This window comes from Rhodococcus sp. MALMAid1271 (genome assembly GCF_049195265.1).
Taxonomy (GTDB): Bacteria; Actinomycetota; Actinomycetes; order Mycobacteriales; family Mycobacteriaceae; genus Rhodococcoides.
The window spans coordinates 359379-381784 of record NZ_JBMIRQ010000108.1; the positions used below are offsets into that span (position 1 = coordinate 359379).

The following is a 22406-nucleotide window of genomic DNA, read 5'->3' on the forward strand; positions in this document are numbered from 1 at the left end:
ACGACATACGGGTGGACGAGTACGAAAGTCGACGAAACGAACATCGCCGCGGCTCCCCGCAGGCTCTACTCGCTCCCAGCCCACGCCGAGCGTCAGACGATCCGGACCAGAATTTCGGAGTGACCGGCTCTGATGACGTCGCCGTCCGCCAATTGCCAATCCTGCACCGGAGCTCCGTTCACGGTGGTGCCGTTCGTGGAACCGAGGTCGGAGAGCATGGCGACGCGGCCGTCCCAGCGAATCTCGATGTGCCGCCGCGAGACACCGGTATCGGGCAGTCGGAACTGTGCGTCCTGACCACGGCCGATGATGTTCTGACCGTCTCGGAGCTGGAAGTAGCGGCCACTGCCGTCTTCGAGCTGGAGCGTGGCAGCGAGCGCCTGACCCTGACCGGAGTAGGCGGCGGGCTGCTCGTAGCCGTACCCGTCTCCTCGAGGGGATCCGCCCTGCGGGTAGCCGCGACCGTAGGCAGGCTGTGCGGGCGGGTAGTCGTAACCGGGCTGCTGGTAACCGGCGGCGCGGGGATCGGCGTACTGTCCGGCCGGCTCGCTGTATGCCTGCTCCTGATAGGGGGCCTCGGAGTAGGCACCACCTTGCTCGGCACCGTTGTAGTCGTAGCCCTGACCGTTGTAGCCCTGCGCGTCGTAACCCTGAGCGTCGTAACCCTGGGAGTTGTACGCCTGATCCTGGCCGTAGGGGTGGTGGTCGTAACCCTGATCGCGGCCGCCTGCGGCGCTGTACGCCTGACCCTGGTCGGCGTACGGCTGTTCGTCGTAGCCCTGACCGTTGTAGGGCTGCTGATCGTAGGCCTGACCGTTGTAGGGCTGCTGGTCGTACTCGCCGGGCGCGTAGGCCTGCGCGTCGTAGCCGTTCTGCTCACGTCCGGCGTAGCGCGGATCCTGGCCACCGGCATAACCATTGCGAGCGCGCGGATCGGGACGATGACCGTCCGCGGGATCGCGCTGCGGGTCGTAGCCTGGGTTCTGCGTCATGTGGCCGGCTCCTGGTATCGACATCGGTGGGGCAGACGGTCGCTGCGTAGCTGAAGGGATGGGACGGGGTGCTGGCGGAGCCGATACGTTCTGCTGGGCCGACGCGCCTTGCCGCGCGGACGTGTTCCGTGCAGCAGTCGCCGATCGTCCCACATCGGGATCGACCGAGCCAGTGGCGCGGAACTGTCCGGTGTGAAGAGTGGGGGACGGCTCGAAGCGAACCACCACGTCACCGTAGGTCTGCCACCCTTGATCTCGGATGTAGTCATCGAGGTGGCGAGAAAATGCCTTGACGGTGAGTTCTCGATCGCCGGCCAGTTCCTCGTGGTCGGAGCTGTTGATGGTGATCACGAAGCTGTTGGGAGCCAGATTGTGGCCGCCGTCGAGGGGACGGACCAGATCCGAGGCTTCCTGTTGCAGCGCTGCTTCCACCTCCGCCGGTACGACGCCCCCGCCGAACACGCGGGCGAAGACGTCGCCGACAGCACCCTGGAGCTTGCGTTCGAACCGCGCAACGATGCCCATCGTGACCCCTCCTCTCACTGTCTCGAGCCACCGTACGGTGCCTGCGGGTACACAGGGAGCGACGACCGCGTGTCATCACGAAGTCGCGCTGCAAGCATGATATACGTTGCCGCCGACGTGGACCGAGTCCCGCCGCTCGCTTCGGGCACCCCGAGGCCGCGATTTTCGGGCGCGGCAGGGTGCGTGTTAGTGTTCTCGCCGTCACCCGGGCGGGTGGCGGAATGGCAGACGCGCTGGCTTCAGGTGCCAGTGTCCTTCGGGACGTGGGGGTTCAAGTCCCCCTCCGCCCACCACGCTGGCCGCAGCTGACTCGAATCGCTGCGGCCAGTTTTTTTACTTCCGAATGTCTTACACGCGTGTGCTTCTCGGGTGACGTGGCCCGCCCGTCACACATCGTGGCCGAAATGTCGACCTGTATAGGGAAATTCCCAGGTGAAACGCAATATTAGGCATGCCTTATTTGCGGGGGTACCCAGGTGCTGACTTATCGTTCGTAGTTGGATCGGCCTCACCACGGCCGAATCCGTCGAGACCTCACTTTTCTACCACGCGCTCACCTGCCCGTGCAGAGGAAAGCGTCGACCATCGACAGGTGCTGCTTCAACGGCGAGGACGCACCGAATGCCGTTCGTGCACGCGGTTACAACAAGACCGGCACCGACGAGTTTCAAGGCTGGACTTATCCGAAGGCTAGGTATGAAGCACACTCCGGGCCCGCAAGGCCTCTACGATCCCGTCAACGAGCACGACTCCTGTGGTGTCGCGTTCGTGGTGGACATGCACGGTCGTCGCAGTCGCGACATCGTCGAGAAGGCGATCACCGCACTGGTCAACCTCGAGCACCGCGGAGCCGCCGGCTCCGAACCGAACACCGGTGACGGTGCCGGAATTCTGATCCAGGTACCGGACGCATTCTTCCGCGCGGTCGTGGACTTCGAGCTTCCCGCTGCGGGCGCGTATGCCACCGGAGTTGCATTTCTCCCGCAAGGCCGCAACGACGCCGCACGCGCCTGCGAGGGTGTCGAGAAGATCGTCGTCGGCGAGGGCATGACCGTCCTCGGATGGCGTGATGTTCCCACCGACGACTCCTCTCTCGGGGCGCTCGCGCGCGATGCGATGCCGACCTTCCGTCAGCTGTTCTTCGCCGCACCCGACAGCTCCGTTACCGATCTCGATCTCGAGCGCGTCGCTTTCGTCATCCGCAAGCGCGTCGAGCACGAACTCGGTGAGGAAGGCGCAGGCAAGGACGGCCCCGGTCGCGAAACCGTGTACTTCCCGTCGTTGTCCTCGCAGACCTTCGTCTACAAGGGCATGCTGACCACCCCGCAGCTCAAGGGTTTCTACCTCGACCTGCAGGACGAGCGAGTCGACAGTGCACTCGGACTCGTGCATTCGCGCTTCTCGACCAACACCTTCCCGTCGTGGCCGCTGGCGCATCCGTTCCGACGCGTCGCTCACAACGGCGAGATCAACACCGCCACCGGCAACGAGAACTGGATGCGGGCCCGTGAGGCACTCATCACCTCGGACGTCTTCGGTGGCCCCGATGCGCTCGAGAAGATCTTCCCCGTCGTCACCCACGGAGCGAGCGACACGGCACGCTTCGACGAGGTGCTCGAGTTGCTGCATCTCGGCGGACGCAGCCTGCCGCACGCCGTGCTGATGATGATCCCCGAGGCCTGGGAACGGCACGAGTCGATGGACCCCGCTCGTCGGGCGTTCTACAAGTACCACTCCTCGTTGATGGAGCCCTGGGACGGGCCGGCCTCGGTGTGCTTCACCGACGGCACCGTCATCGGAGCCGTGTTGGACCGCAACGGCCTGCGCCCGAGCCGGCTGTGGGTCACCGACGACGGCCTGGTCGTCATGGCCTCCGAGGTCGGCGTTCTCGACATCGACCCGTCGAAGGTCGTCCGGAAGGTGCGCCTGCAGCCGGGCCGGATGTTCCTCGTGGACACCGCACAGGGCCGGATCGTCTCCGACGACGAGATCAAGGACGAACTCGCCGCCGAACATCCGTACCAGCAGTGGCTCGACGAAGGCCTGACCTCGATCGACGATCTGCCCGAGCGTCCACACGTGCACATGCCGCACGATCGGGTTCTCATCCGGCAGCAGATCTTCGGGTACACCACCGAGGAACTGAACGTGTTGATCTCGCCCATGGCGAAGTCCGGGGCCGAGGCCATCGGGTCGATGGGCACCGATACTCCGATCGCCGTCCTGTCGGCTCGGCCGCGGATGCTGTTCGACTACTTCTCGCAGCTGTTCGCTCAGGTCACCAACCCCCCGCTGGACGCGATCCGCGAAGAGATCGTCACCAGCCTCGGCGGCACCATCGGCCCTGAGGGCGATCTGCTGAACCCGGGTGCCGACGGCTGCAAGCAGATCGTGCTGCCGCAGCCGATCCTGCACAACGACGATCTCGCCAAGCTCGTACACATCAACGACGAAGGTACCCAGGAGGGTCTTCGGTCGGTGGTCGTGCGCGGCCTCTACCCGGTCGCAGAGGGCGGCGAAGGTCTCCGAAAGTCGTTGGAAGCCATCCGCGCTCAGGTCTCTGCTGCCATCTCCGGCGGTGCGCGGATCATCGTGCTCTCGGACCGCGAGTCGAGTGAGAAGCTCGCTCCGATTCCGTCTCTGCTGCTCACCTCCGCAGTGCACCATCACCTGGTTCGGGAGAAGACCCGCACCAAGGTCGGTCTGATCATCGAGGCCGGTGACGCCCGCGAGGTGCACCACATGGCGTTGCTGATCGGTTTCGGTGCCGCAGCGGTCAATCCGTACATGGCCTTCGAATCGATCGAGGACATGATCGAGCGCGGAGCCCTCACCGACATCGATTTCGACAAGGCCGTCGCGAACTACATCAAGGCCGCCGGCAAGGGCGTGCTGAAGGTGATGTCCAAGATGGGCATATCGACACTGGCGTCGTACACCGGTGCTCAGCTGTTCCAGGTGATCGGCCTCTCGCAGGAACTGGTCGACGAGTACTTCACCGGGCACAACAGTCATCTCGGCGGTATCGACCTCGACCAGATCGCCGACGATGTCGCAGCGCGGCACGCGGTGGCCTACCTCGAGAACCGTCAGGAACGAGCACATCGCGAGCTCGAGACCGGCGGCGAGTACCAGTGGCGTCGTGAGGGGGAGTACCACCTGTTCAACCCCGACACGGTGTTCAAACTGCAGCACTCCACCCGCACCGGTCAGTACGACATCTTCAAGGAATACACGAAGATGGTCGACGACCAGTCCGAGCGGCTTGCGTCCCTGCGTGGACTGTTCCGATTCAAGACCGAAGAGCGGCAAGCGATCTCGATCGACGAGGTCGAGCCGGCCAGCGAGATCGTCAAGCGCTTCTCCACCGGTGCGATGAGCTACGGCTCCATCTCGGCCGAGGCGCACGAGACCTTGGCCATCGCCATGAATCGTCTCGGCGGACGCTCGAACTCGGGTGAGGGCGGCGAGGACGTCTCGCGGTTCGAGCCGGACGAGAACGGCGACTGGCGACGCAGTGCCATCAAGCAGGTCGCGTCGGGACGTTTCGGCGTCACCTCGCACTACCTGACCAACTGCACCGACATTCAGATCAAGATGGCGCAGGGAGCCAAGCCCGGTGAGGGCGGCCAGCTTCCGGCCCACAAGGTCTACCCGTGGGTCGCCGAGGTGCGGCATTCGACGCCTGGCGTCGGACTGATCTCGCCGCCGCCGCACCACGACATCTACTCGATCGAGGATCTCGCGCAGCTGATCCACGACCTGAAGAATGCCAACCCGCAGGCCCGCATCCACGTGAAGCTGGTCTCCGAGGTCGGTGTCGGAACCGTCGCGGCCGGTGTATCGAAGGCCCACGCCGATGTGGTGCTCATCTCGGGCCACGACGGCGGCACCGGTGCCACGCCGTTGACCTCGGTCAAGCACGCAGGTGGACCGTGGGAGCTCGGCCTGGCCGAGACGCAACAGACGTTGCTGCTCAACGGTCTTCGCGATCGCATCGTCGTTCAGGTCGACGGCCAGCTCAAGACCGGCCGTGACGTGATGGTTGCTGCCCTGCTCGGCGGTGAGGAGTTCGGTTTCGCCACCGCTCCGCTCGTGGTCTCGGGCTGCATCATGATGCGCGTCTGCCACCTCGATACCTGCCCCGTCGGAGTTGCCACGCAGAACCCCTTGCTGCGCAAGCGTTTCGCAGGTAAGCCGGAATTCGTCGAGAACTTCTTCATGTTCATCGCCGAAGAGGTCCGCGAGCTCATGGCCGAGCTCGGGTTCCGCACCCTCGACGAGGCCGTCGGCCAGGTGGGTCTGTTGGACACCACTGCAGCCAAGGAGCACTGGAAGGCGTCCAAGCTGGACCTGGCGCCCATCCTCGAAGAGGTCGAATCGGCCTTCATGAATCAGAACCTCTACAACACCGGGGTTCAGGATCACGGCCTGGACAAGGCCCTCGATCAGCAGCTCATCGTGGCCAGCCGCAATGCGTTGGACAAGGGCGAGAAGGTCGTCTTCGAGTCCAAGATCACCAACGTCAACCGGACCGTCGGCACGATGCTCGGACACGAGGTCACCAAGGCATACGGCGGTGTCGGGCTCCCGGACGACACCATCGACATCACGTTCACCGGTTCGGCCGGTAACAGCTTCGGTGCTTTCGTTCCATCCGGCATGACATTGCGTCTGCACGGCGATGCCAACGACTTCGTCGGCAAGGGACTGTCCGGTGGACATCTCGTGCTGCGTCCGTCGTTGGAGGCACCCAAGGGATTCGTCGCCGAGGACAACATCATCGGCGGCAACGTCTTCCTCTTCGGCGCCACCAGCGGCGAGGCCTTGATCCGTGGTGTCGTCGGTGAGCGATTCGCCGTACGCAACTCCGGTGCCGAGGCCGTCGTCGAGGGCGTCGGTGATCACGGATGCGAATACATGACGGGCGGCAAGGTCGTCATCCTCGGCGCGACGGGCCGCAACTTCGGTGCCGGCATGTCCGGGGGCGTCGCGTTCATCTTCGATCCGGACAAGACGTTCGAGGCCAACCTCAACACCGAGCTGGTCGACATCGAGGAGCTCGAGGGTGACGAGTTCACCTGGCTCCGCGGCATTGTCACCCGTCACCAGGAGCAGACCGGCTCCGAGGTGGCCGAGCGGATCCTCGCGGACTGGTCACAGCAGGTGAACCATTTCGTGAAGGTCATGCCTCGCGACTACAAGAAGGTACTGCTGGCCATTTCCGAGGCCGAGAAGAACGGCGCGGACGTGGACGAAGCGATCATGGAGGCAGCTCGTGGGTGACCCACAAGGATTTCTGAAGAACACCGTTCGCGAAGTACCCAAGCGGCGGCCCGTCGACCTGCGTCTGATGGACTGGAAAGAGGTCTACGAGGACTTCTCGAAAGACACGCTGCGCACTCAGGCGAGCCGATGCATGGACTGCGGTATTCCGTTCTGCCACAACGGTTGCCCACTGGGAAACCTGATCCCCGAGTGGAACGACCTGGTGTTCAAGGATCGTTGGCGTGACAGCATCGATCGGTTGCACGCCACCAACAACTTCCCGGAGTTCACCGGGCGGTTGTGCCCCGCTCCGTGCGAGGCGTCGTGTGTGCTGGGCATCAACCAGGACCCGGTCACCATCAAGCAGGTCGAGGTCGAGATCATCGACAAGGCCTTCGAAGAGGGCTGGGTCACCCCGGTGTATCCGACGCATCTGACCGGTAAGACCGTAGCCGTCGTCGGTTCGGGACCCGCCGGACTTGCAGCAGCACAGCAGCTCACCCGCGCCGGCCACACCGTGACGGTCTTCGAGCGTGCCGATCGCATCGGCGGACTGCTGCGCTACGGCATCCCCGAATTCAAGATGGAGAAGCGCCACATCGATCGGCGCCTGGCGCAGATGGAAGCCGAAGGTACCGTCTTCCGCACCAATGTCGATGTGGGCGTGGACATCTCGGCAGACGAACTGCGTGAGCAGTTCGACGCCGTCGTCCTCTCCGGCGGTGCCACCGCGTGGCGCGACCTGCCCATCGAGGGCCGAGAACTCGATGGCATCTACCAGGCGATGGAATTCCTGCCGCACGCCAATCGCGTCCAGCAGGGCGACATGGACGAGCCACCGGTCAGTGCACACGGCAAGAAGGTCGTCATCATCGGCGGCGGCGACACCGGTGCCGACTGCCTGGGCACCTCGCACCGTCAGGGTGCGGAAAGCGTCCACCAGTTCGAGATCATGGCCCGGCCCCCCGAGGAGCGGGCGACGTCCACCCCGTGGCCGACGTACCCGCTGATGTACCGGGTCGCCTCGGCCCACGAAGAGGGCGGCGAGCGCGTCTTCTCCGTCAACACCGAGCGTTTCGTCGGCGAAGACGGCAAGGTCACCGCACTCGAAGCCTGCGAGGTCGAATTCAAGGCAGGCAAGTTCGAGAAGATCGAAGGTAGCGAGTTCACCCTCGAAGCCGATCTCGTGCTCCTGGCGATGGGATTCGTCGGACCTGCCAAGGGCGGTCTGCTGACCGATCTGGGCGTCGACTTCAACCAGCGAGGCAACGTCGAGCGCACCAGCGAGTGGGTCACCAACGTTCCCGGCGTCTTCGTCGCAGGCGACATGGGCCGTGGCCAGTCGCTGATCGTATGGGCGATCGCCGAGGGTCGCTCGTGCGCGGCTGCTGTCGATACCTTCCTGCAGGGAAAGACGGCGTTGCCCGCACCGATCGTGCCCACCCAGGCGCCGCAGCGGTAAGTCACTTTTTCGCCGAGCTCGAAGTTATGGATGGATTACGGTCCGATCCCGTCCATAACTTCGAGCTCGGCTGCGTTTCATGACCTCGCGGACGCTGTTACGTCCGTTAACCATGTAGGCATCTGATGGTCACAGGCCCCTGGCACTGTGAATCTCGAACAGCGCTCGTTCGACTTTCACCAGTGAGGCCCCCTCCCCATGAGTGTCAAGAAGTTCTGCGCCGGTATCGGCGTCATCGCAGCTCTCGCGTCCGGCGTCGTCCTCGGCGCCGCATCACCCGCGATCGCCGATCCCGGCGACTGCCCCTCGATGTACGTGGTGGCCATTCCGGGAACGTGGGAGACCAGCTCGGGTGCGGCCCCGAAGCCGGGAATGCTCACCGATGTCACCGATCGTCTCGGCGGAGATATACGCACCGACTACGTCTCCTACCCCGCCACCGCGTTCCCGTGGGAGGGCGAGGTGTACGGGCAGTCTCGGGCGGTCGCCGTCACCAACGCGGGCGGCATGCTCAAGGCCATGGCAGACCGCTGCGGCGCAACGAAACTCGCGATCATCGGATACAGCCAGGGCGCCGATGCGGCCGGCGATCTCGCCGCGGCGATCGGGACCGGAGCTGGCATCGTGCCTGCGGACAGAATCGCCGCAGTGGGTCTGATCTCCGATCCGAAGCGCTCCGACACCGACGCTCTGGTGGGCCCCGCCGTGGTGGGTACCGGAGTCGGTGGCCCCCGTGTCGGCGGATTCGGTCACGTCAGTCCGGTGGTGCGGACCTTCTGTGCCGTCGGCGATCTGTACTGCTCGACGCCGAAAGACGATTACGTGGCCCGGCTGGCCGGATTCCTCGCTGTGTCCTCCAGCCCCGAGCCCGATGTCGCGGATCAGTACTCGCAGGAAGCACAGTCGTTGCTCGCCGACCTCACGGCAGCCGGTGGCCTCCCCGTACTGCAGGGGCAGCTTACCGATCAGGCAAACGACCAGCGTCGGCGAGAGATCGAAGCGTTCTACCGGTCGGGAATTCACCAGGAATACCAGAGCTACGAGGTCCAGGACGGTCGATCTGCAACCAGTTGGCTGGCGGGTTACCTCACTGCCGCGGTCTGACGTCGTAGCAACAGGAAGACAGCCAGCGCACTGACGGCCATCAGGACAGCGCTGGTACCGGCCGCGAGTTCGAAGCCGTCGATGAACGACGAGTCGGCGACTTCGGTCAACTGCGAGGCAAACGGCTCGGGCAGGTAATCGGCGACGGCAATGGCACCTCCGATGGTTTCGCGCGCTGGGTCGGCGATATCGGCCGGTGTCCCGGCGGGGATGGCGTCGGACATGCGGTTGCGGTAGACGGTGCTGCCGATGGTTCCGAGGATGGCGATGCCCACGGCACCGCCCAGTTCGGCACCGGTCTCGGACAGGGCCGACGCAGCGCCTGCCTTCTCGGGAGCGGCTGCCGTGAGCACGATGTCGGAGTTGAGGGTCGACGCTGCACCGATGCCGAACGTCAGCAGGGCCATTCCGGTCAGGAGCAGGGGTAGCCCGGAGTCGACGGCGACGAAGAACATTGCTACGCAACCGAACGCGATGAACAGCAGGCCGCCCGCAATGATGGTGCCGGTGCTGATCACCTTGCTCAGCGTCGGTGCCAGGACGGCACCGGCGGCCGCGGCGACGGCGGGAATCAGCAACCACAGCCCGGCCTGGAGAGGCCCGAGGCCGACGACGAGTTGCAGGTACTGCGAGGCGAACAGGCTGAATCCTGTCATCGCGAAGATGACGAGGAACTGCACGACGACGGCGGCGCTGAAGGCACGTTCGGCGAACAGGGTCACGTCGATCAGGGGGTTCGCAGCCCTGCGTTGTCGGATGACGAAGACCGTACCGAGAGCGAATCCGACGACCGCGGTGGTGATGGTGGCTGCGTCGATGCCTTCCTGCGCACCGTGTTTGATGGCGTAGACGATGGAGAGCATCGAGGAGATCGCGAGGACCACGCTGATCGGGTCGAACTTGCCGGGGTCGGCGTCCTTGAACTCCGGCACGAGCAGAGGGGCCGCGACGAACAGCAGCACCATGATCGGGATGTTGATCAGAAACACCGAGCCCCACCAGAAGTGCTCGAGCAGCACGCCTCCGATGACGGGTCCGACGGCCGCTCCACCTGCGAATCCGGCCGTCCACAGACCGATGGCTTCCTTGCGCTGAGCCGGATCGTGAAACATGTTGCGGATCAACGACAGTGTGCTCGGCGCGATGGTGGCTCCGCCGACTCCCAGCAATGCACGCGCCACCAGCAGCATCTCGGGAGAAGTGGAGAACGTTGCAAGCAGAGATGCGATACCGAACACGACCGCGCCGATCATCAGCAGAGTGCGTCGGCCGATCCGATCGCCGAGGGAGCCCATGGTGATGAGCAGCCCGGCGAGCAGAAAGCCGTAGATGTCGAGGATCCACAGGGTCTGATTGCTGCTGGGCTCGAGGTCGGCGGTCATGAACGGCAACGCGAGATACAGCACCGACATGTCCATCGAGACGACGAGAATGGGCACGACCAGTACGGCGAGACCGAGCCAGTCCTTCTTCGTGGCCAGTTGCTCGGCCGCCCTATGGGTCACTGTTGCTTCCCTTCCGCGTAGTCACCTCAGCTTAGGTGGCGCGGGAGTACGTTCGGTGAGGACAGTGTGTCTCGCCGAACGAAGGAACCAATTCATCATGAGCAACGATCTCGAGGTAGTCGCGACGATCACCGCCAAGCCCGACGCCGTGGACGCCGTGCGGGACGGATTGTCCGCCTTGGTCGCCGAATCACGAAAGGAAGACGGAAACGTCTCCTACAAGCTGTTCGAGTCCGCAGTCGAACCGGGCACCTTCATCACCATCGAGGTCTGGAAGTCGCAGGAGGACCTCGATGCACACATGCAGACTCCGCATCTGCAGAAGGCGCTAAGCGAGTTCGGTCCCCATCTCGCGGCCGCGCCCGCTATCCACCCGCTCCGGCCCGTCGGCTGAGTCGCCCCGCGCACTCGCGTACACCAGTGCCGAGACGGCCAACAAGGCGACAGTGGCACCGATCGCGAGCCAGCCGGTCCCGCTCATCTCGCCCGACGCGATGATGCGGGCACCGGCCGCGGTGTAGCTCATCGGCATGAACGCGGCGAGATCGCCCCAGATCGACGCGGTAGACGCGTACGCGAAGCCGCAGACGACGACCTGCACCGCCAGAGCAACGATATTGACGATCTGGCCGACGACGGCACCGAGAACACGTTGAATCGCCCCTGCAGCGGCGAGATACGCAGCGGCGGAGACGACCAAGAACGCACCTGCTCCGAGCACCGGCCCGATGGCGGCTTCGGTGGCGAATGCGAACGCGAGTGCGGCGCTGATGCCCACTGCGGCCACGGCTGCTCCGATGGCGAGCCACCGCGGCGTGCTGTCCCGGCCGAGCACCCGCACCAGGCTGACGCAGCCGAGGGCGCCGAGTGCCACCAGGGCCGCGATCAGGTACGGGGTGGCCCCGGTACCGGTGGACGTCGAGGCGGCCGCGGTGCTCTGGGCGGACGTCGTCCCGTCCGTAGCTGCGGCGGCGGTGCCCGGCGGAAGTGCGGCGGAGGCGTCGCGCACGTTGGTGGCGATCCCGCTGACGATCCCCTCGACCGGCCCGACAGCCGTCACGAGTTGATCGGTACCCGCCTTGAGCTGCTGTCCGCCGTCGTCGAGTTGACCGAGTCCGTCGCGCAACTGCACCGTGGCGTCGCCGAGCTGGGAGGTGGCACCGAGGAATTGACTGTTCGGGTCGTTGAGCTCTCCGGAGAGCTGCCGAGCACCGTCCTTGAGGGTCTGCAGCTGCGCGAGCGTGTCGGGTCCGAAGGCCTGCGTGTTCAGGGTGTCGATCACCCCGCGGATCTCACCGGAGATGGCGTCGGAACCCGGGTGCGGGAAGCGGTCGACCTGATCAGCGGTTGCGGCCAGTTTCGCGGTGAAGTCGGCCTGAAGGGCACCGAATCCGGCGAGCTGGTCGACCACCTGGTCGACACCACCACTGATCTGTGATGCACCGTCGCCGAGCTCACCGATCCCGTCCCGGTACTGCCCGAAGCCGTCGGCGAGTTGGATCGTGCCGTCGTGAGCCTGGCTGATGCCGTCGGCGAGCTGCCCGACGCCGTCGTTGAGCTGCGTTCCGCCGTCGGTCAGCTGGCCGATGCCACTGGAGAGGAACGTGATGGGAAGCGATGCGCTGTTGAGGCTGCTGCGGGCCTTCGCGAGCGGATCTGCCGTCGGCTGGTCGGAGGCCGGTGCCTGGTCGGTGTCCGCTACCACGGTTGTGGTCTCCGTGGCGGGCTCTGCGCCGAGGTCGTAGCCGGTGCCGAGCGCGAATGCACCCACCGCTACCAGAGGAAACGCCAAAGCGGTGAGAGCAACGGCCGGACGTCGGAAGATACGCAATTCACCCATGATGAGTTCGAGGCTATCTGGCCCGGGACCCCCGGCCGACCGACGACCGACCGCGAACGCCGTGTTCGACCGCGCTGAGCTGGGAATTTAAGAGGTCTCTGTGGATTGTCGGTTGCGGGGAAGCAGGTCCCATACATGCTCGGTCTCGTTCACCGAGGAGACCGATCTCGCGCCGCTTCGGGAGAACAGGACGCGCGTCACCGAGCAGTAGTCGATCGGAAACCCCAGCGCCTTCGGGGTCTGCAAAATATCCTGCAGCACGATGTTGATGACGCCGCCGTGGGCGAAGAGTGCGACGGAGTCGGAGTGCGCGCTCGCCGACACGATATCGCTGACCCCCGCCAGGACGCGTCGGCGAAAGGCCTGCTCGTCGACCTGGTCGGGAAGCTGCCCGGCCTTGATGCGATCGAAGGCTGCACGGAATTCGGTCTTGGCCGCCTCGATGGGCACGTAGCCACCGAAATCGCGATCGTATTCGGTCAAGCGGTCGTCCGGCTCGATCTGCACGCCGAGCCGCTCGGCCAGTGGTTGCGCGGTCTCGAGTGCGCGCAACTGCGAACTCGCAACGACCCGGGAGATCGGGAACCGGGCCATCGCGGCGGGTACCCGCAACGATTGCTCGACGCCGAGTTCGGAGAGAGCGGGGTTGGCGGAGGTCTCCGATCGTTGTGGCAGCGCATGCCGCACCAGAACCAGTTGCATCGACTCACCTAATCACGAGTGTTCGACCGCTGCGCTGAACCATCGACCGGAACGCCGCAACCTGACGCGGCGAATCGGCTCGAGGGTTCCACACCATTCCGATGCGTCGCCGGGCAGCGGGCTGGGTGAGCCCGATGTCGACGGTTCCGCCGTCGCCGCCGTGCGCGCGGATCCGCGGCAGGATGGAGATCCCGAGGCCGGCACCGACGAGCCCGCGCACGGTGTGGGTGTCCTGGCCCTCGAACGCGATGCGCGGGGTGAAGCCGGCGGCGGCCCACAGCTCGTCACAGATCGACCGCATCCCGAAGCCGTGGCCCATCGCGATGTAGTTCTCGTCGACGGTGTCGGCGAGATCGACCGATCTACGCGAGGCCAGGCGATGATCGGCCGGGACCACCAACATCAGCCTCTCGTCGTAGAGCTGGAACGAGTTGTCGTCGGTGTGTTCGGCGCTGAGCGAGACGAACGCCAAGTCCGACGTTCCGTCCGCGAGGCGGTTCAGACAGCGGGCGCGTGCGCCCTGGTCCAGATCGAATGTCACGGCCGGATGGTCGACGCGGAACTGGCGAATCAGCGTGGGAACGACGTCCTCGCCCAAGGTGTTCTGAAACGCCACGGCGATGCGACCCCTGGCACGGGCGTCGTGCTCGGTGATGGCGTCGATACCGGCATCTATATCGCTCAGCGCTCGCTGCAGGTACGGGATGAGTACTCGACCGGTGCTGGTGAGGACGATGCCGCGGCCGCGTCGTTCCATCAGTTCGACGCCGAGGATCGCCGATGCACGCGCCATCTGACGACTGACGGTGGGCTGCGGCACGCCCAGTACGTGGGCGGCGTCGGTGATGTGTTCGGTGTCGGCCACCGCCACGAGGGTCGGCAGCAGAGGAAGCAGATCAGTGGTCTCCTCACGCATCCCCGAATCATACCGCTGAGGTATCGATTTGCAACGTCTCATGCATTGGACGAATGCTGTGAGCCCTCCTAACGTAATCCGTGTGACTTCGACGCAGCCGGCCGTCCTCCCATGGGAGGGGCATCCGCGGGGATCGAGTCAGTACCGACGCCTCGTACTGGCTCTGTTGTTCGCCGGGATCGCAACATTCGCGCAGCTGTACTCGGTGCAGGGAATCCTGCCGCTGATCGCCGCCGATCTCGACATCACGCCCTCGCAGTCCTCGCTGACCGTCGGTCTCGGGACCGTCGGAGTTGCGGTGTCGGTCATTCCGTGGTCGGTCGCAGCGGACCGCATCGGTCGCGTCCGAGCGATGACCATCTCGATCCTCACTGCGACGACGCTGGGTCTACTGTTGCCGCTCGCCCCCTCGTTCGAGGTGCTGCTGGCAGTGCGGTTCCTCGAAGGTGCTGCCATGGGCGGACTCCCGGCCATCGCAATGGCCTACCTCAGTGAAGAAGTGAACCGCAATCACACCGCCGTCGCCGCAGCGACGTACGTGTCCGGCACGACGCTGGGCGGACTGCTGGGCCGCATCGTCGCCGGACCCGTTGCCGAGTACACCAATTGGCGCATCGGCACCTTGACGGTGTCGATGATCGCGGCACTGGCAGCGGCCCTGTTCGTGTGGCTGGCCCCGAAGCCGCGAACGGCGCTCGTGCACAGCGAGATCCGTGAGCTACCAGGACGACTGTGGGTGAACCTACGAGAACCGGGAATGGCTGCCCTGTACGGCCAGGCCTTCCTCCTGATGGGCGGATTCGTCGCCATCTACAACTTCCTCGGATTCCGTTTGGAAGCGGTGCCCTTCGGACTCCCACAATCGCTGATCAGCATGATCTTCGTGGCATACCTCAGCGGTACTGCCTCGTCACGCATTGCAGGCAAGCTGGCGACCAAGCACGGGAGGTCGGTGGTGCTCGCCGGAGCAACCGCAACGATGATCGCCGGAGTCGCGTTGACCATGGCGGCGAACCTCGCCGTCATCCTGATCGGCCTGGTGGTCCTGACCATGGGATTCTTTGCCGCCCACGCCATTGCATCGGGATGGACGGGTCAACGCGCCGTCCACGGCCGTGCCCAGGCGACCTCGCTGTACAACCTGTTCTACTACGGCGGCTCGTCCGTCGTCGGCTGGATCGGCGGAGTCGTCTTCCAGACACTGGGATGGAACGCACTGGCACTGTTCGTCATCGCATTGGCCGTGACCTCGGGCGTGTGGGCGATGTGCCTGAAAGACCGCCTTGCGCAACCCGTCTCAGTAGGTCTCAGTAGGTCTCCGTAGGTCTCCGTAGGTCTCGGTAGGTCTCGGTAGGTCTCAGTAGGTCGATGACGTCGAGGCCGCAACTGCGAACAGAATGATCCCAGCCACGATGATGACGAACAGCGCGATCGACACGTAACCGATGACGAGGCCCGCCGTCGCAAGGCCGGACCCGCCTTCACCGGTGCGTTTGATCTGACCACGCGAGATATGGCCGCACACCACCGCACAAATCGATGCGAGCAGCGGCAGGAACGTCAACCCCAGAATGGCCAACACCAGCGAGACGATCGCCAACGTATTGGTGGGCGTCGGTGCCTGGTAGCCCGCACCCGCATAGGGATACTGGGGATTCTGGTACTGGGGGTTTTGGTATTGCGGGTTTTGGTATTGCGGGTTCTGGTACTGGGGATACTGCTGCTGTCCCTCGTACGGCTGCCCCTTGTCGGATTCGCCGAACTGATCGCTGCCCTCGCCCTGCGGATTCACCATTGCGGGAGTCTGACACCTCGAGACAGCCCCTGCAAGAGTTGAACCCCGACCCTACGAGCCGAGCTTGCCCCAGCCGACATACGCATCCACAGTCACATACCCGGTCACGCGCGGCTGATCCCGAACCGGATACGGATTGCCCGTGTAATGCGTCGAAATGCGATCGATGTCCACCAAATCCGGGTCGTCGCGCAACTCGATCGAGCCGTGCACCGTCACATGCGTGTACCAACTCGCCTCGTCCAACACCGAAATCGACACCTTCGGATTCGCCCGAATGTGCTCGAGGCGCTTGCGCGACGCATCGAAATTGAGCACTACCTGCCCGCCCTCCCACAAATACCAGGTAGGTGCAGTGATCGGCGTTCCATCAGCACGAACCACAGCCATGACTGCGGGATTCGCCTTCTTCAACAACTCGACAGCAGCATCGGGTAACGGGGGCTTCGGCATACGACAACCCTACGACTCGGCCGCAGTCTTGGCCGCGATTCCGCCGACACCTGCCCCCGAGTCCACTCGATGTGACATTGACTGCCGAAAAGGCCACTAGATGTCACATCGAGTGCACTGGGGGCTCCGGGCGCATGCGTCGATGTGCGTGCAGGTCAGCCGTTAACCAGCTACTTACAGCTTCGGGAGCTTGACGACCTGCCCGGCGTAGGACAGTCCAGCTCCGAATGCGAGCAGCAGCGCCGTATCTCCTGCTTGTGCTTTGCCGGTGCGCAGGAGTTCTTCCATTGCCAGTGGGATCGATGCGGCCGAGGTGTTGCCGGTTTCCGCGATGTCGTTGGCGACGGGGGTTTCCTCGTCGAGGTTGAGGCTTTTGGCGAGCAGTTCGGTGATGCGACTGTTCGCCTGGTGGGGGATGAAGGCGTGCAGTTCGTCTGCTTTGATTCCGGCGACGTCGAGTACCTTCTGCGCGGCCTTGCCCATTTCGAACGCTGCCCAGCGGAAGACGGAGATTCCGTTCATCCGGATCCAGGGGCGTTCCATGTCGGCTTTGGTGATGTAGTCGTACCAGTCGATGGTCTGCACGATCGCGTCGGATTGCGAGCCGTCCGAGCCCCATACGGCAGTTCCGATTTCGGTTTCGTCGCTCTGTCCGACGACGACGGCACCTGCGCCGTCGGCGAAGATGAAGCGTGTGGTGCGGTCGTAGGGGTCGGTGGTGACGCTGAGTTGCTCGGCTCCGATGACCAGTACGTACTTCGAGGTGCCGGCCTTGACCAGGTCCGACGCGACGGCCAGGGAGTAGCAGAAGCCTGCGCATCCGGCGCAGATATCGAATGCGGCGGGTCCTTTGGTGCCGAGGCCGTGCGCTACTTTCGCGGCTGCTTGGGGGGTCAGCTCGAGATGTGTCGAGGTGGCCACGATGACGGTGTCGACCTGGTCGGCGGTGATTCCGCTGGCCTCGATGGCTTTGCGTCCTGCCGAGATCGACATCTGCACGACGTTTTCCTCGGGGTCGGCGAAGCGCCGATTCTTGATGCCCGATCGCGACTGAATCCATTCGTCGCTGGAGTCGATGAACTCGCAGATCTCGTCGTTGGTCACGACCCGTTCGGGACGGTGGACGCCCAGACCGAGCATCTTCGACTGTCGACCTTGCGTTGTGCTGATCGCACCCATCTTCAATTTCCTCTCGTGCTACCGCGCCATCGCCGAGCTTCGGCTCGGGTCTTGGGCTGCGGGCTCGGTGACACACGTTACGTGCGTCGATTCGAGAAGCTCACACCAGTTCGGTGATGAGGGCTGCGACCTCGACGGGCTTGTCGATCATGGCGTGGTGATGTGCGGGTGCGACGACGGTGAAGTCGGCTCGGAGGTACTCGGCGAGTCTGCGTTGGGTTCGAATCCATCGGGCACCCCAGGGCGATGGCCGGCCGGTGTGCGCGACGGCAACGGTGACGGGAACGTCGAGCTCGAATCGGGTGCGGATGCGCTCGAGTTCGTCGACGAGATCCGGATAGACCAGGTCCTCGACCAGCGCGGCAGTGAGATAGCTGGGCCGTCGGTAGATTTCGTCCACCCAGTCGAGTGTCTCCTGCGGTGTGCCGTTCGGTGGGATCGCCTGGTTGAGCACCCTGCGCACGTGTGGTCCGAGGAGTCGCTGTACGCCCGTTCGACTCAGCGCAGCGGAGATGAGGTGTGCCGCACGGACGCGCACCGATGCCGGGATGATGCGTCGGGGGTCGGAGTCGGCGCTGGAATCGAGGAGCAGCACACCTCGGATGCGCGACGGGTACATCCGGGCGACGGCTTCGGTGTAGAAGCCGGCAATCGAGTGGCCGACGACGACGGCTGTTTCCGTGATGTCGAGTTCGTCGAGAACTGCGATGATGCGGTCGGCTTCGCCGCGCACCGTGGGGGCGGCACCGGTGGGAAGCGGATCGCTGAGTCCGAATCCGGGCCGGTCGAGGACGACGACGCGGTGATCGGCGGCGAGAATGTCGACGGTGTCCTGCCAGTCGAACCAATTGCTGCCGAGACCGCCGCACAACACGATCGGCGGTCCGTCGCCGCGGACGTACACATGCAATCGCTGACCGTCTACCTCGACGAACCGGCCCGGTGGATGTTTCACGGGAAACAATGTCCTACTGCGTGATGGTCGACGGCGTAACGGCCTTCGACGGTTCCACTCGGTAGGCGATCGCGTCCACGCGGACCGGTTCCTGCCGCGGCTGCTGTCCAGTCACTGCCGAGGTTTGGCGAGTGGGAACGCCAGAGTCTCGCGAATACTGCCACCGGTGATGAGCATGACGACGCGGTCCACGCCCATGCCGAGGCCGCCGGTCGGCGGCATTCCGTGTTCGAGCGCCTGCAGGAAGTCCTCGTCCAAGCTCATTGCCTCCTCATCACCGCCTGCCGCCAGCAGGGATTGCTCGGTGAGTCGGTTGCGCTGATCGACGGGGTCGGTCAACTCGCTGTATGCGGTGCCCAGTTCCACACCCCAAGCCACGAGGTCCCACTTCTCCGCCACTCCCGGGATGCTGCGGTGCGGCCTCGTCAGGGGCGACATCGACGTCGGGAAGTCCTTGTAGAAGGTAGGGAATTCGGTGAAGTCCTCGACCAGATGCTCGTACATACCCTGAGCGACTGCCCCTGCGTCCCATGATTTCTCGTAGGGAATCTCGTTCTCGTCGCACAGGCGCTGCAGTTCTTCCAGAGGAGTCGACGGCTCGACGGCCACACCCAACTTCTCGGCGACGGCACCGTGCAGCGTCTTGACCGGCCATTCGCCGGAGATGTCGATCTCGATCATCTCGCCGTTCGGACCGTCGGGACGAAGGATGATCTCGCGACCGTGCGCTGCGACCGCAGCTCGCTGAATCAGTTCACGGCACAGCACCATTGCGCGCTCGTAGTCGCTGTGAGCCTCGTAGGCCTCGAGGATCGTGAATTCGGGATTGTGTTTGAAGTCCGCCCCCTCGTTGCGGAACACTCGGCCGATCTCGAACACTTTCTCCATACCGCCCACGCACAGGCGCTTGAGATACAGCTCCGGCGCGATGCGTAGGTACAGATCCAAGTTGTAGGCGTTGATGTGGGTGACGAACGGTGCCGCGTTCGCCCCACCGTGGACCTGCTGCAGGATCGGGGTCTCGACTTCCATGTAGCCGCGCTCTCCCAGCGAATCACGCAAGGACTTCACGACGTTGGAGCGTGCGATGAGCAGCGAACGGGCGTCGCGATTGATGGCCAGGTCGACGTATCGCTGTCGAACTCGGGCTTCCGGATCGGTCAGTCCGCGGTACTTGTCCGGCAGCGGATGCAGACATTTGGCGTTCATCCGCCAATCGGCCGCGAGCAGCGAGAGCTCTCCGCGTTTGCTGCGCCCGATCGTGCCGCTGACCTCGATGAGATCACCGAGATCGAAATCGGCGTCGAAGGATTCGATCGAGGGCCCGACGCGTTCGCGGTCGAAGAGGACCTGCATATCGGCCGACCAATCCCGCACTACGGCGAATGCCACCCCGCCGTAGTCCCGGATTCGAAGAATGCGTCCGGCGATCCGCACCGTGGTGCCCTGCGGCGACGCCACCGCGTCCTCGATGGTGTGCGTCGGCGGATACGCGACGGGGTAGCCCTCGATCCCGTCGTGGTGGAGGCGATCGAGCTTGGACATGCGTACGCGCACCTGGTCAGGGCGCTTCGGGCCCGGGGTCTGTTCGTCCGGATCACTGTCGGGACCACTGCCGTCGGGATGGATGTCGTCCCCGTTGGCCAGAGCGGCGGGGACTGCGACATGGGATCCGGTGTGCTTCGAGGCCCGTCGGAACGTCGGCAGCGTCAGGAAGCCCTCCGCGATGGCCGATGCGACGCCGACCTTGGGCAACACCCGATTGTCCGCGAAGCACAGGTAGCGCGGCTCCCACTCGGGCAGATACTTCACGTTCGAGCGATACAGGGCCTCGAGCTGCCACCACCGAGAGAAGAACACCAGCACACTGCGCCAAATCCGCAGTACCGGCCCCGCTCCGATCCGGCTGCCCTCCTCGAACGCCGCGCGGAACACTGCGAAGTTCAGCGAGATCTTGCTGACGCCGAAATGATCCGCACCGGTGGTGAGCTCGGTCACCATCAGCTCGATCACCCCATTGGGCGACGCCGGATCACGGCGCATCAGATCCAATGACGCGCCGGTACGACCCCACGGCACCAACGACAGCACACCGATCACCTTCTCGCCCTGAACTGCCTGAACCAGAAGGCAGTCGCCATCGAGCGGATCACCCAACCGGCCCAACGCCATCGAGAAACCACGCTCGGTCTCGGTATCGCGCCAGGCGTCCGCGCAGGAAATGATCTCCGACATCTCCTGCGACGAAATATCGCGATGACGACGCACGGTGACCTCGACACCCGCTTTGCGAGCCCGCGTCACCGCCTGACGCACCGGGCGCATCTCGCGTCCATTGAGGTTGAAATCTTTGGTTCTCAAGATTGCTTCGTCGCCGAGTTCGAGGACGCTGAGGCCGGCCCGCTTGTACGCGGTAGCTCCGATCTCGCTCGCCCCCATGACCGCCGGAGTCCAGCCGTACTTCTCGGCCAGGTCGAGCCACTCCGAGATCGCGTGTGGCCAGGCCTCGGGATTGCCGATCGGGTCCCCGCTCGCCAGACACACCCCGACCTCGACCCGGTACGTCACCGCCGCCTTGCCGCTGGCGGCGAAGATGACGCCCTTGTCGCGGCGGGTTGCGAAGTAGCCCAGGGAATCCTCGGCACCCCACTTGTCGAGCAGACCGCGAATGGCCGACTCGTCCCGGCCGGTGAGCGCATTGCTCGACCGCTGCGAACGGAACAGCGTCACCACCGCACCCAGCAACGCCAGAGCACCGAACAATCCCAGCGCTGTGTTGACGAAACCGTTGGGCCTGCCGTCGAACTGCTCGTTGTCCACGGTCGCCAACGCAGTGACCCGGTTGAACGACCACAGAAGCGTCTGCCCCTCCTGCAACGAACCAGGGAACAACGCCACCAGAGCCCAACCGACGATCGTCCCGACCGCTGCCCCGAGCACCAGCACCCCCAGTGCCTTCCACACCGCACCGCGGCGAACCCGGGTGTAGAACTCCTTGCGCGCCGCAATCAACACCCCCGCCACCACTACATGCACAGCCAGCGCGACCCACGAGTTGACGTTCTTGTCCTGGATGCCTTCGACGACATTGGTCAGGGCCAACAACACGAGATAGATCGTCAGCAACCACCACGCAATGCGCTTGCGACTCGCCAACGCCGCCGCCAACAGCCCCACAACCAGAGCCCACGACAAACTCGTATCCGGTGCATCGAAGTAATACCTGTCCACGTACTCGCGCGGAGCGTGAATCAAATAGCGAAGAGTGGGCGACAGACTCCACAGGAACAACAGCACGGCGAACACACCGAGCACCAGACCCGCGATATGCGGAACCTCACTCAACCGACCGCGCACGGGTGGAACGAACGACCGCGGAGTCGCGGAACCGGACCGATCCGTGGGAACTGCTGTCGCCGTCATGTCTCACTCCCGAAGTCAGAATGCACCTATGCAACGTAGACGGTATCCCCGTCACCCCGACTCGGTTCACCATTGCCCGCACCCCGGCTCACTCAATGTGACCGACAGTGGCCTTTTCGACGGTCGATGTCACATCGAGTGGACCTCGTGGGTTCTCGGCGGGCGATCGACAGCGCGTGCGTTCGGCCGCTGAGTCAGCGCTGGATTCGGGATTCGTCCACAGGGCACGAGTTGTCCACAGGTCAGTCTGTTCTGCGTCGACCTGTCCGCATCGTGTCGTGTCGGCA

At 64.4% G+C, this 22406-nt stretch carries 15 protein-coding genes and 1 tRNA gene; 6 read left to right on the forward strand and 10 right to left on the reverse strand.

The annotated features are described in order from the left end of the window. Window positions 1-92: 92 nt before the first annotated feature. Window positions 93-1517: an FhaA domain-containing protein gene (locus ACOQFP_RS19450; protein ID WP_421585240.1), complete on the reverse strand. Its 1425-nt coding sequence runs from the start codon at window positions 1515-1517 to the stop codon at window positions 93-95. Window positions 1518-1724: 207 nt separating this feature from the next. On the opposite strand from ACOQFP_RS19450, the gene ACOQFP_RS19455 reads away from it, so the two are divergent. The 4 genes from ACOQFP_RS19455 to ACOQFP_RS19470 all read left to right on the forward strand — a co-directional run bounded on the left by ACOQFP_RS19455 (window position 1725) and on the right by ACOQFP_RS19470 (window position 9351). Then, window positions 1725-1810, forward strand: a tRNA-Leu gene (locus ACOQFP_RS19455). Window positions 1811-2213: 403 nt separating this feature from the next. Continuing rightward, window positions 2214-6803, forward strand: a complete 4590-nt coding sequence (gltB, locus tag ACOQFP_RS19460; protein ID WP_421585241.1) for a glutamate synthase large subunit — start codon at window positions 2214-2216, stop codon at window positions 6801-6803. Beyond that, window positions 6796-8247, forward strand: a complete 1452-nt coding sequence (locus ACOQFP_RS19465) for a glutamate synthase subunit beta (RefSeq protein WP_341244902.1) — start codon at window positions 6796-6798, stop codon at window positions 8245-8247. Before gltB ends, ACOQFP_RS19465 begins: the two co-directional genes overlap by 8 nt. Before the next feature lie 198 nt (window positions 8248-8445). Beyond that, window positions 8446-9351: a cutinase family protein gene (locus ACOQFP_RS19470; protein ID WP_421585242.1), complete on the forward strand. Its 906-nt coding sequence runs from the start codon at window positions 8446-8448 to the stop codon at window positions 9349-9351. Here the strand turns inward: ACOQFP_RS19470 and ACOQFP_RS19475 are convergent. Beyond that, entirely contained in the window at window positions 9330-10856 is a 1527-nt protein-coding gene (locus ACOQFP_RS19475; protein WP_421585243.1) for an MFS transporter, read from the reverse strand. The genes ACOQFP_RS19470 and ACOQFP_RS19475 overlap by 22 nt on opposite strands. Before the next feature lie 97 nt (window positions 10857-10953). Between ACOQFP_RS19475 and ACOQFP_RS19480 the strand changes: the two genes are divergently transcribed. Then, window positions 10954-11250: a putative quinol monooxygenase gene (locus ACOQFP_RS19480; RefSeq protein ID WP_421585244.1), complete on the forward strand. Its 297-nt coding sequence runs from the start codon at window positions 10954-10956 to the stop codon at window positions 11248-11250. Here the strand turns inward: ACOQFP_RS19480 and ACOQFP_RS19485 are convergent. From ACOQFP_RS19485 to ACOQFP_RS19495, 3 genes are all read right to left on the reverse strand, one after another. After that, window positions 11185-12696: a phage infection protein gene (locus tag ACOQFP_RS19485; RefSeq protein ID WP_421585245.1), complete on the reverse strand. Its 1512-nt coding sequence runs from the start codon at window positions 12694-12696 to the stop codon at window positions 11185-11187. The genes ACOQFP_RS19480 and ACOQFP_RS19485 overlap by 66 nt on opposite strands. Before the next feature lie 87 nt (window positions 12697-12783). Then, complete coding sequence (locus ACOQFP_RS19490; RefSeq protein WP_421585246.1) at window positions 12784-13398, reverse strand: histidine phosphatase family protein; 615 nt, start codon at window positions 13396-13398, stop codon at window positions 12784-12786. A 4-nt stretch (window positions 13399-13402) separates the two neighbouring features. After that, window positions 13403-14314 carry a LysR family transcriptional regulator gene (locus ACOQFP_RS19495; protein WP_341244903.1) on the reverse strand — a complete coding sequence of 304 codons (912 nt, stop codon included), beginning with the start codon at window positions 14312-14314 and terminating at the stop codon, window positions 13403-13405. A gap of 82 nt (window positions 14315-14396) precedes the next feature. On the opposite strand from ACOQFP_RS19495, the gene ACOQFP_RS19500 reads away from it, so the two are divergent. Then, window positions 14397-15638, forward strand: a complete 1242-nt coding sequence (locus ACOQFP_RS19500; protein ID WP_421585247.1) for an MFS transporter — start codon at window positions 14397-14399, stop codon at window positions 15636-15638. 33 nt (window positions 15639-15671) lie between these two features. Here ACOQFP_RS19500 and ACOQFP_RS19505 read toward each other — a convergent pair whose 3' ends face one another. From ACOQFP_RS19505 to lysX, 5 genes are all read right to left on the reverse strand, one after another. Then, on the reverse strand, window positions 15672-16109 hold the full coding sequence (locus ACOQFP_RS19505) for a DUF4190 domain-containing protein (RefSeq protein ID WP_206491308.1): 438 nt from the start codon (window positions 16107-16109) through the stop codon (window positions 15672-15674). A gap of 51 nt (window positions 16110-16160) precedes the next feature. Beyond that, complete coding sequence (locus tag ACOQFP_RS19510; protein WP_421585248.1) at window positions 16161-16562, reverse strand: PPOX class F420-dependent oxidoreductase; 402 nt, start codon at window positions 16560-16562, stop codon at window positions 16161-16163. 174 nt (window positions 16563-16736) lie between these two features. After that, window positions 16737-17741, reverse strand: coding sequence for a beta-ketoacyl-ACP synthase III (locus ACOQFP_RS19515; RefSeq protein WP_421585249.1), 1005 nt, complete (start codon window positions 17739-17741; stop codon window positions 16737-16739). A gap of 100 nt (window positions 17742-17841) precedes the next feature. Further along, complete coding sequence (locus tag ACOQFP_RS19520; protein ID WP_421585250.1) at window positions 17842-18705, reverse strand: alpha/beta fold hydrolase; 864 nt, start codon at window positions 18703-18705, stop codon at window positions 17842-17844. Window positions 18706-18807: 102 nt separating this feature from the next. Beyond that, window positions 18808-22119: a bifunctional lysylphosphatidylglycerol synthetase/lysine--tRNA ligase LysX gene (lysX, locus tag ACOQFP_RS19525; RefSeq protein WP_421585251.1), complete on the reverse strand. Its 3312-nt coding sequence runs from the start codon at window positions 22117-22119 to the stop codon at window positions 18808-18810. Window positions 22120-22406: the final 287 nt, after the last annotated feature.

What these genes read in the sequence shown, in the direction of transcription:
- ACOQFP_RS19450 (WP_421585240.1), bottom strand. Translation starts at nt 1,517, where the DNA reads ATGGGCATCGTTGCGCGGTTCGAACGCAAGCTCCAGGGTGCTGTCGGC.
- gltB (WP_421585241.1), top strand. Translation starts at nt 2,214, where the DNA reads ATGAAGCACACTCCGGGCCCGCAAGGCCTCTACGATCCCGTCAACGAG.
- ACOQFP_RS19470 (WP_421585242.1), top strand. Translation starts at nt 8,446, where the DNA reads ATGAGTGTCAAGAAGTTCTGCGCCGGTATCGGCGTCATCGCAGCTCTC.
- ACOQFP_RS19480 (WP_421585244.1), top strand. Translation starts at nt 10,954, where the DNA reads ATGAGCAACGATCTCGAGGTAGTCGCGACGATCACCGCCAAGCCCGAC.
- ACOQFP_RS19485 (WP_421585245.1), bottom strand. Translation starts at nt 12,696, where the DNA reads ATGGGTGAATTGCGTATCTTCCGACGTCCGGCCGTTGCTCTCACCGCT.
- ACOQFP_RS19490 (WP_421585246.1), bottom strand. Translation starts at nt 13,398, where the DNA reads ATGCAACTGGTTCTGGTGCGGCATGCGCTGCCACAACGATCGGAGACC.
- ACOQFP_RS19495 (WP_341244903.1), bottom strand. Translation starts at nt 14,314, where the DNA reads ATGCGTGAGGAGACCACTGATCTGCTTCCTCTGCTGCCGACCCTCGTG.
- ACOQFP_RS19505 (WP_206491308.1), bottom strand. Translation starts at nt 16,109, where the DNA reads ATGGTGAATCCGCAGGGCGAGGGCAGCGATCAGTTCGGCGAATCCGAC.
- ACOQFP_RS19510 (WP_421585248.1), bottom strand. Translation starts at nt 16,562, where the DNA reads ATGCCGAAGCCCCCGTTACCCGATGCTGCTGTCGAGTTGTTGAAGAAG.
- ACOQFP_RS19515 (WP_421585249.1), bottom strand. Translation starts at nt 17,741, where the DNA reads ATGGGTGCGATCAGCACAACGCAAGGTCGACAGTCGAAGATGCTCGGT.
- lysX (WP_421585251.1), bottom strand. Translation starts at nt 22,119, where the DNA reads ATGACGGCGACAGCAGTTCCCACGGATCGGTCCGGTTCCGCGACTCCG.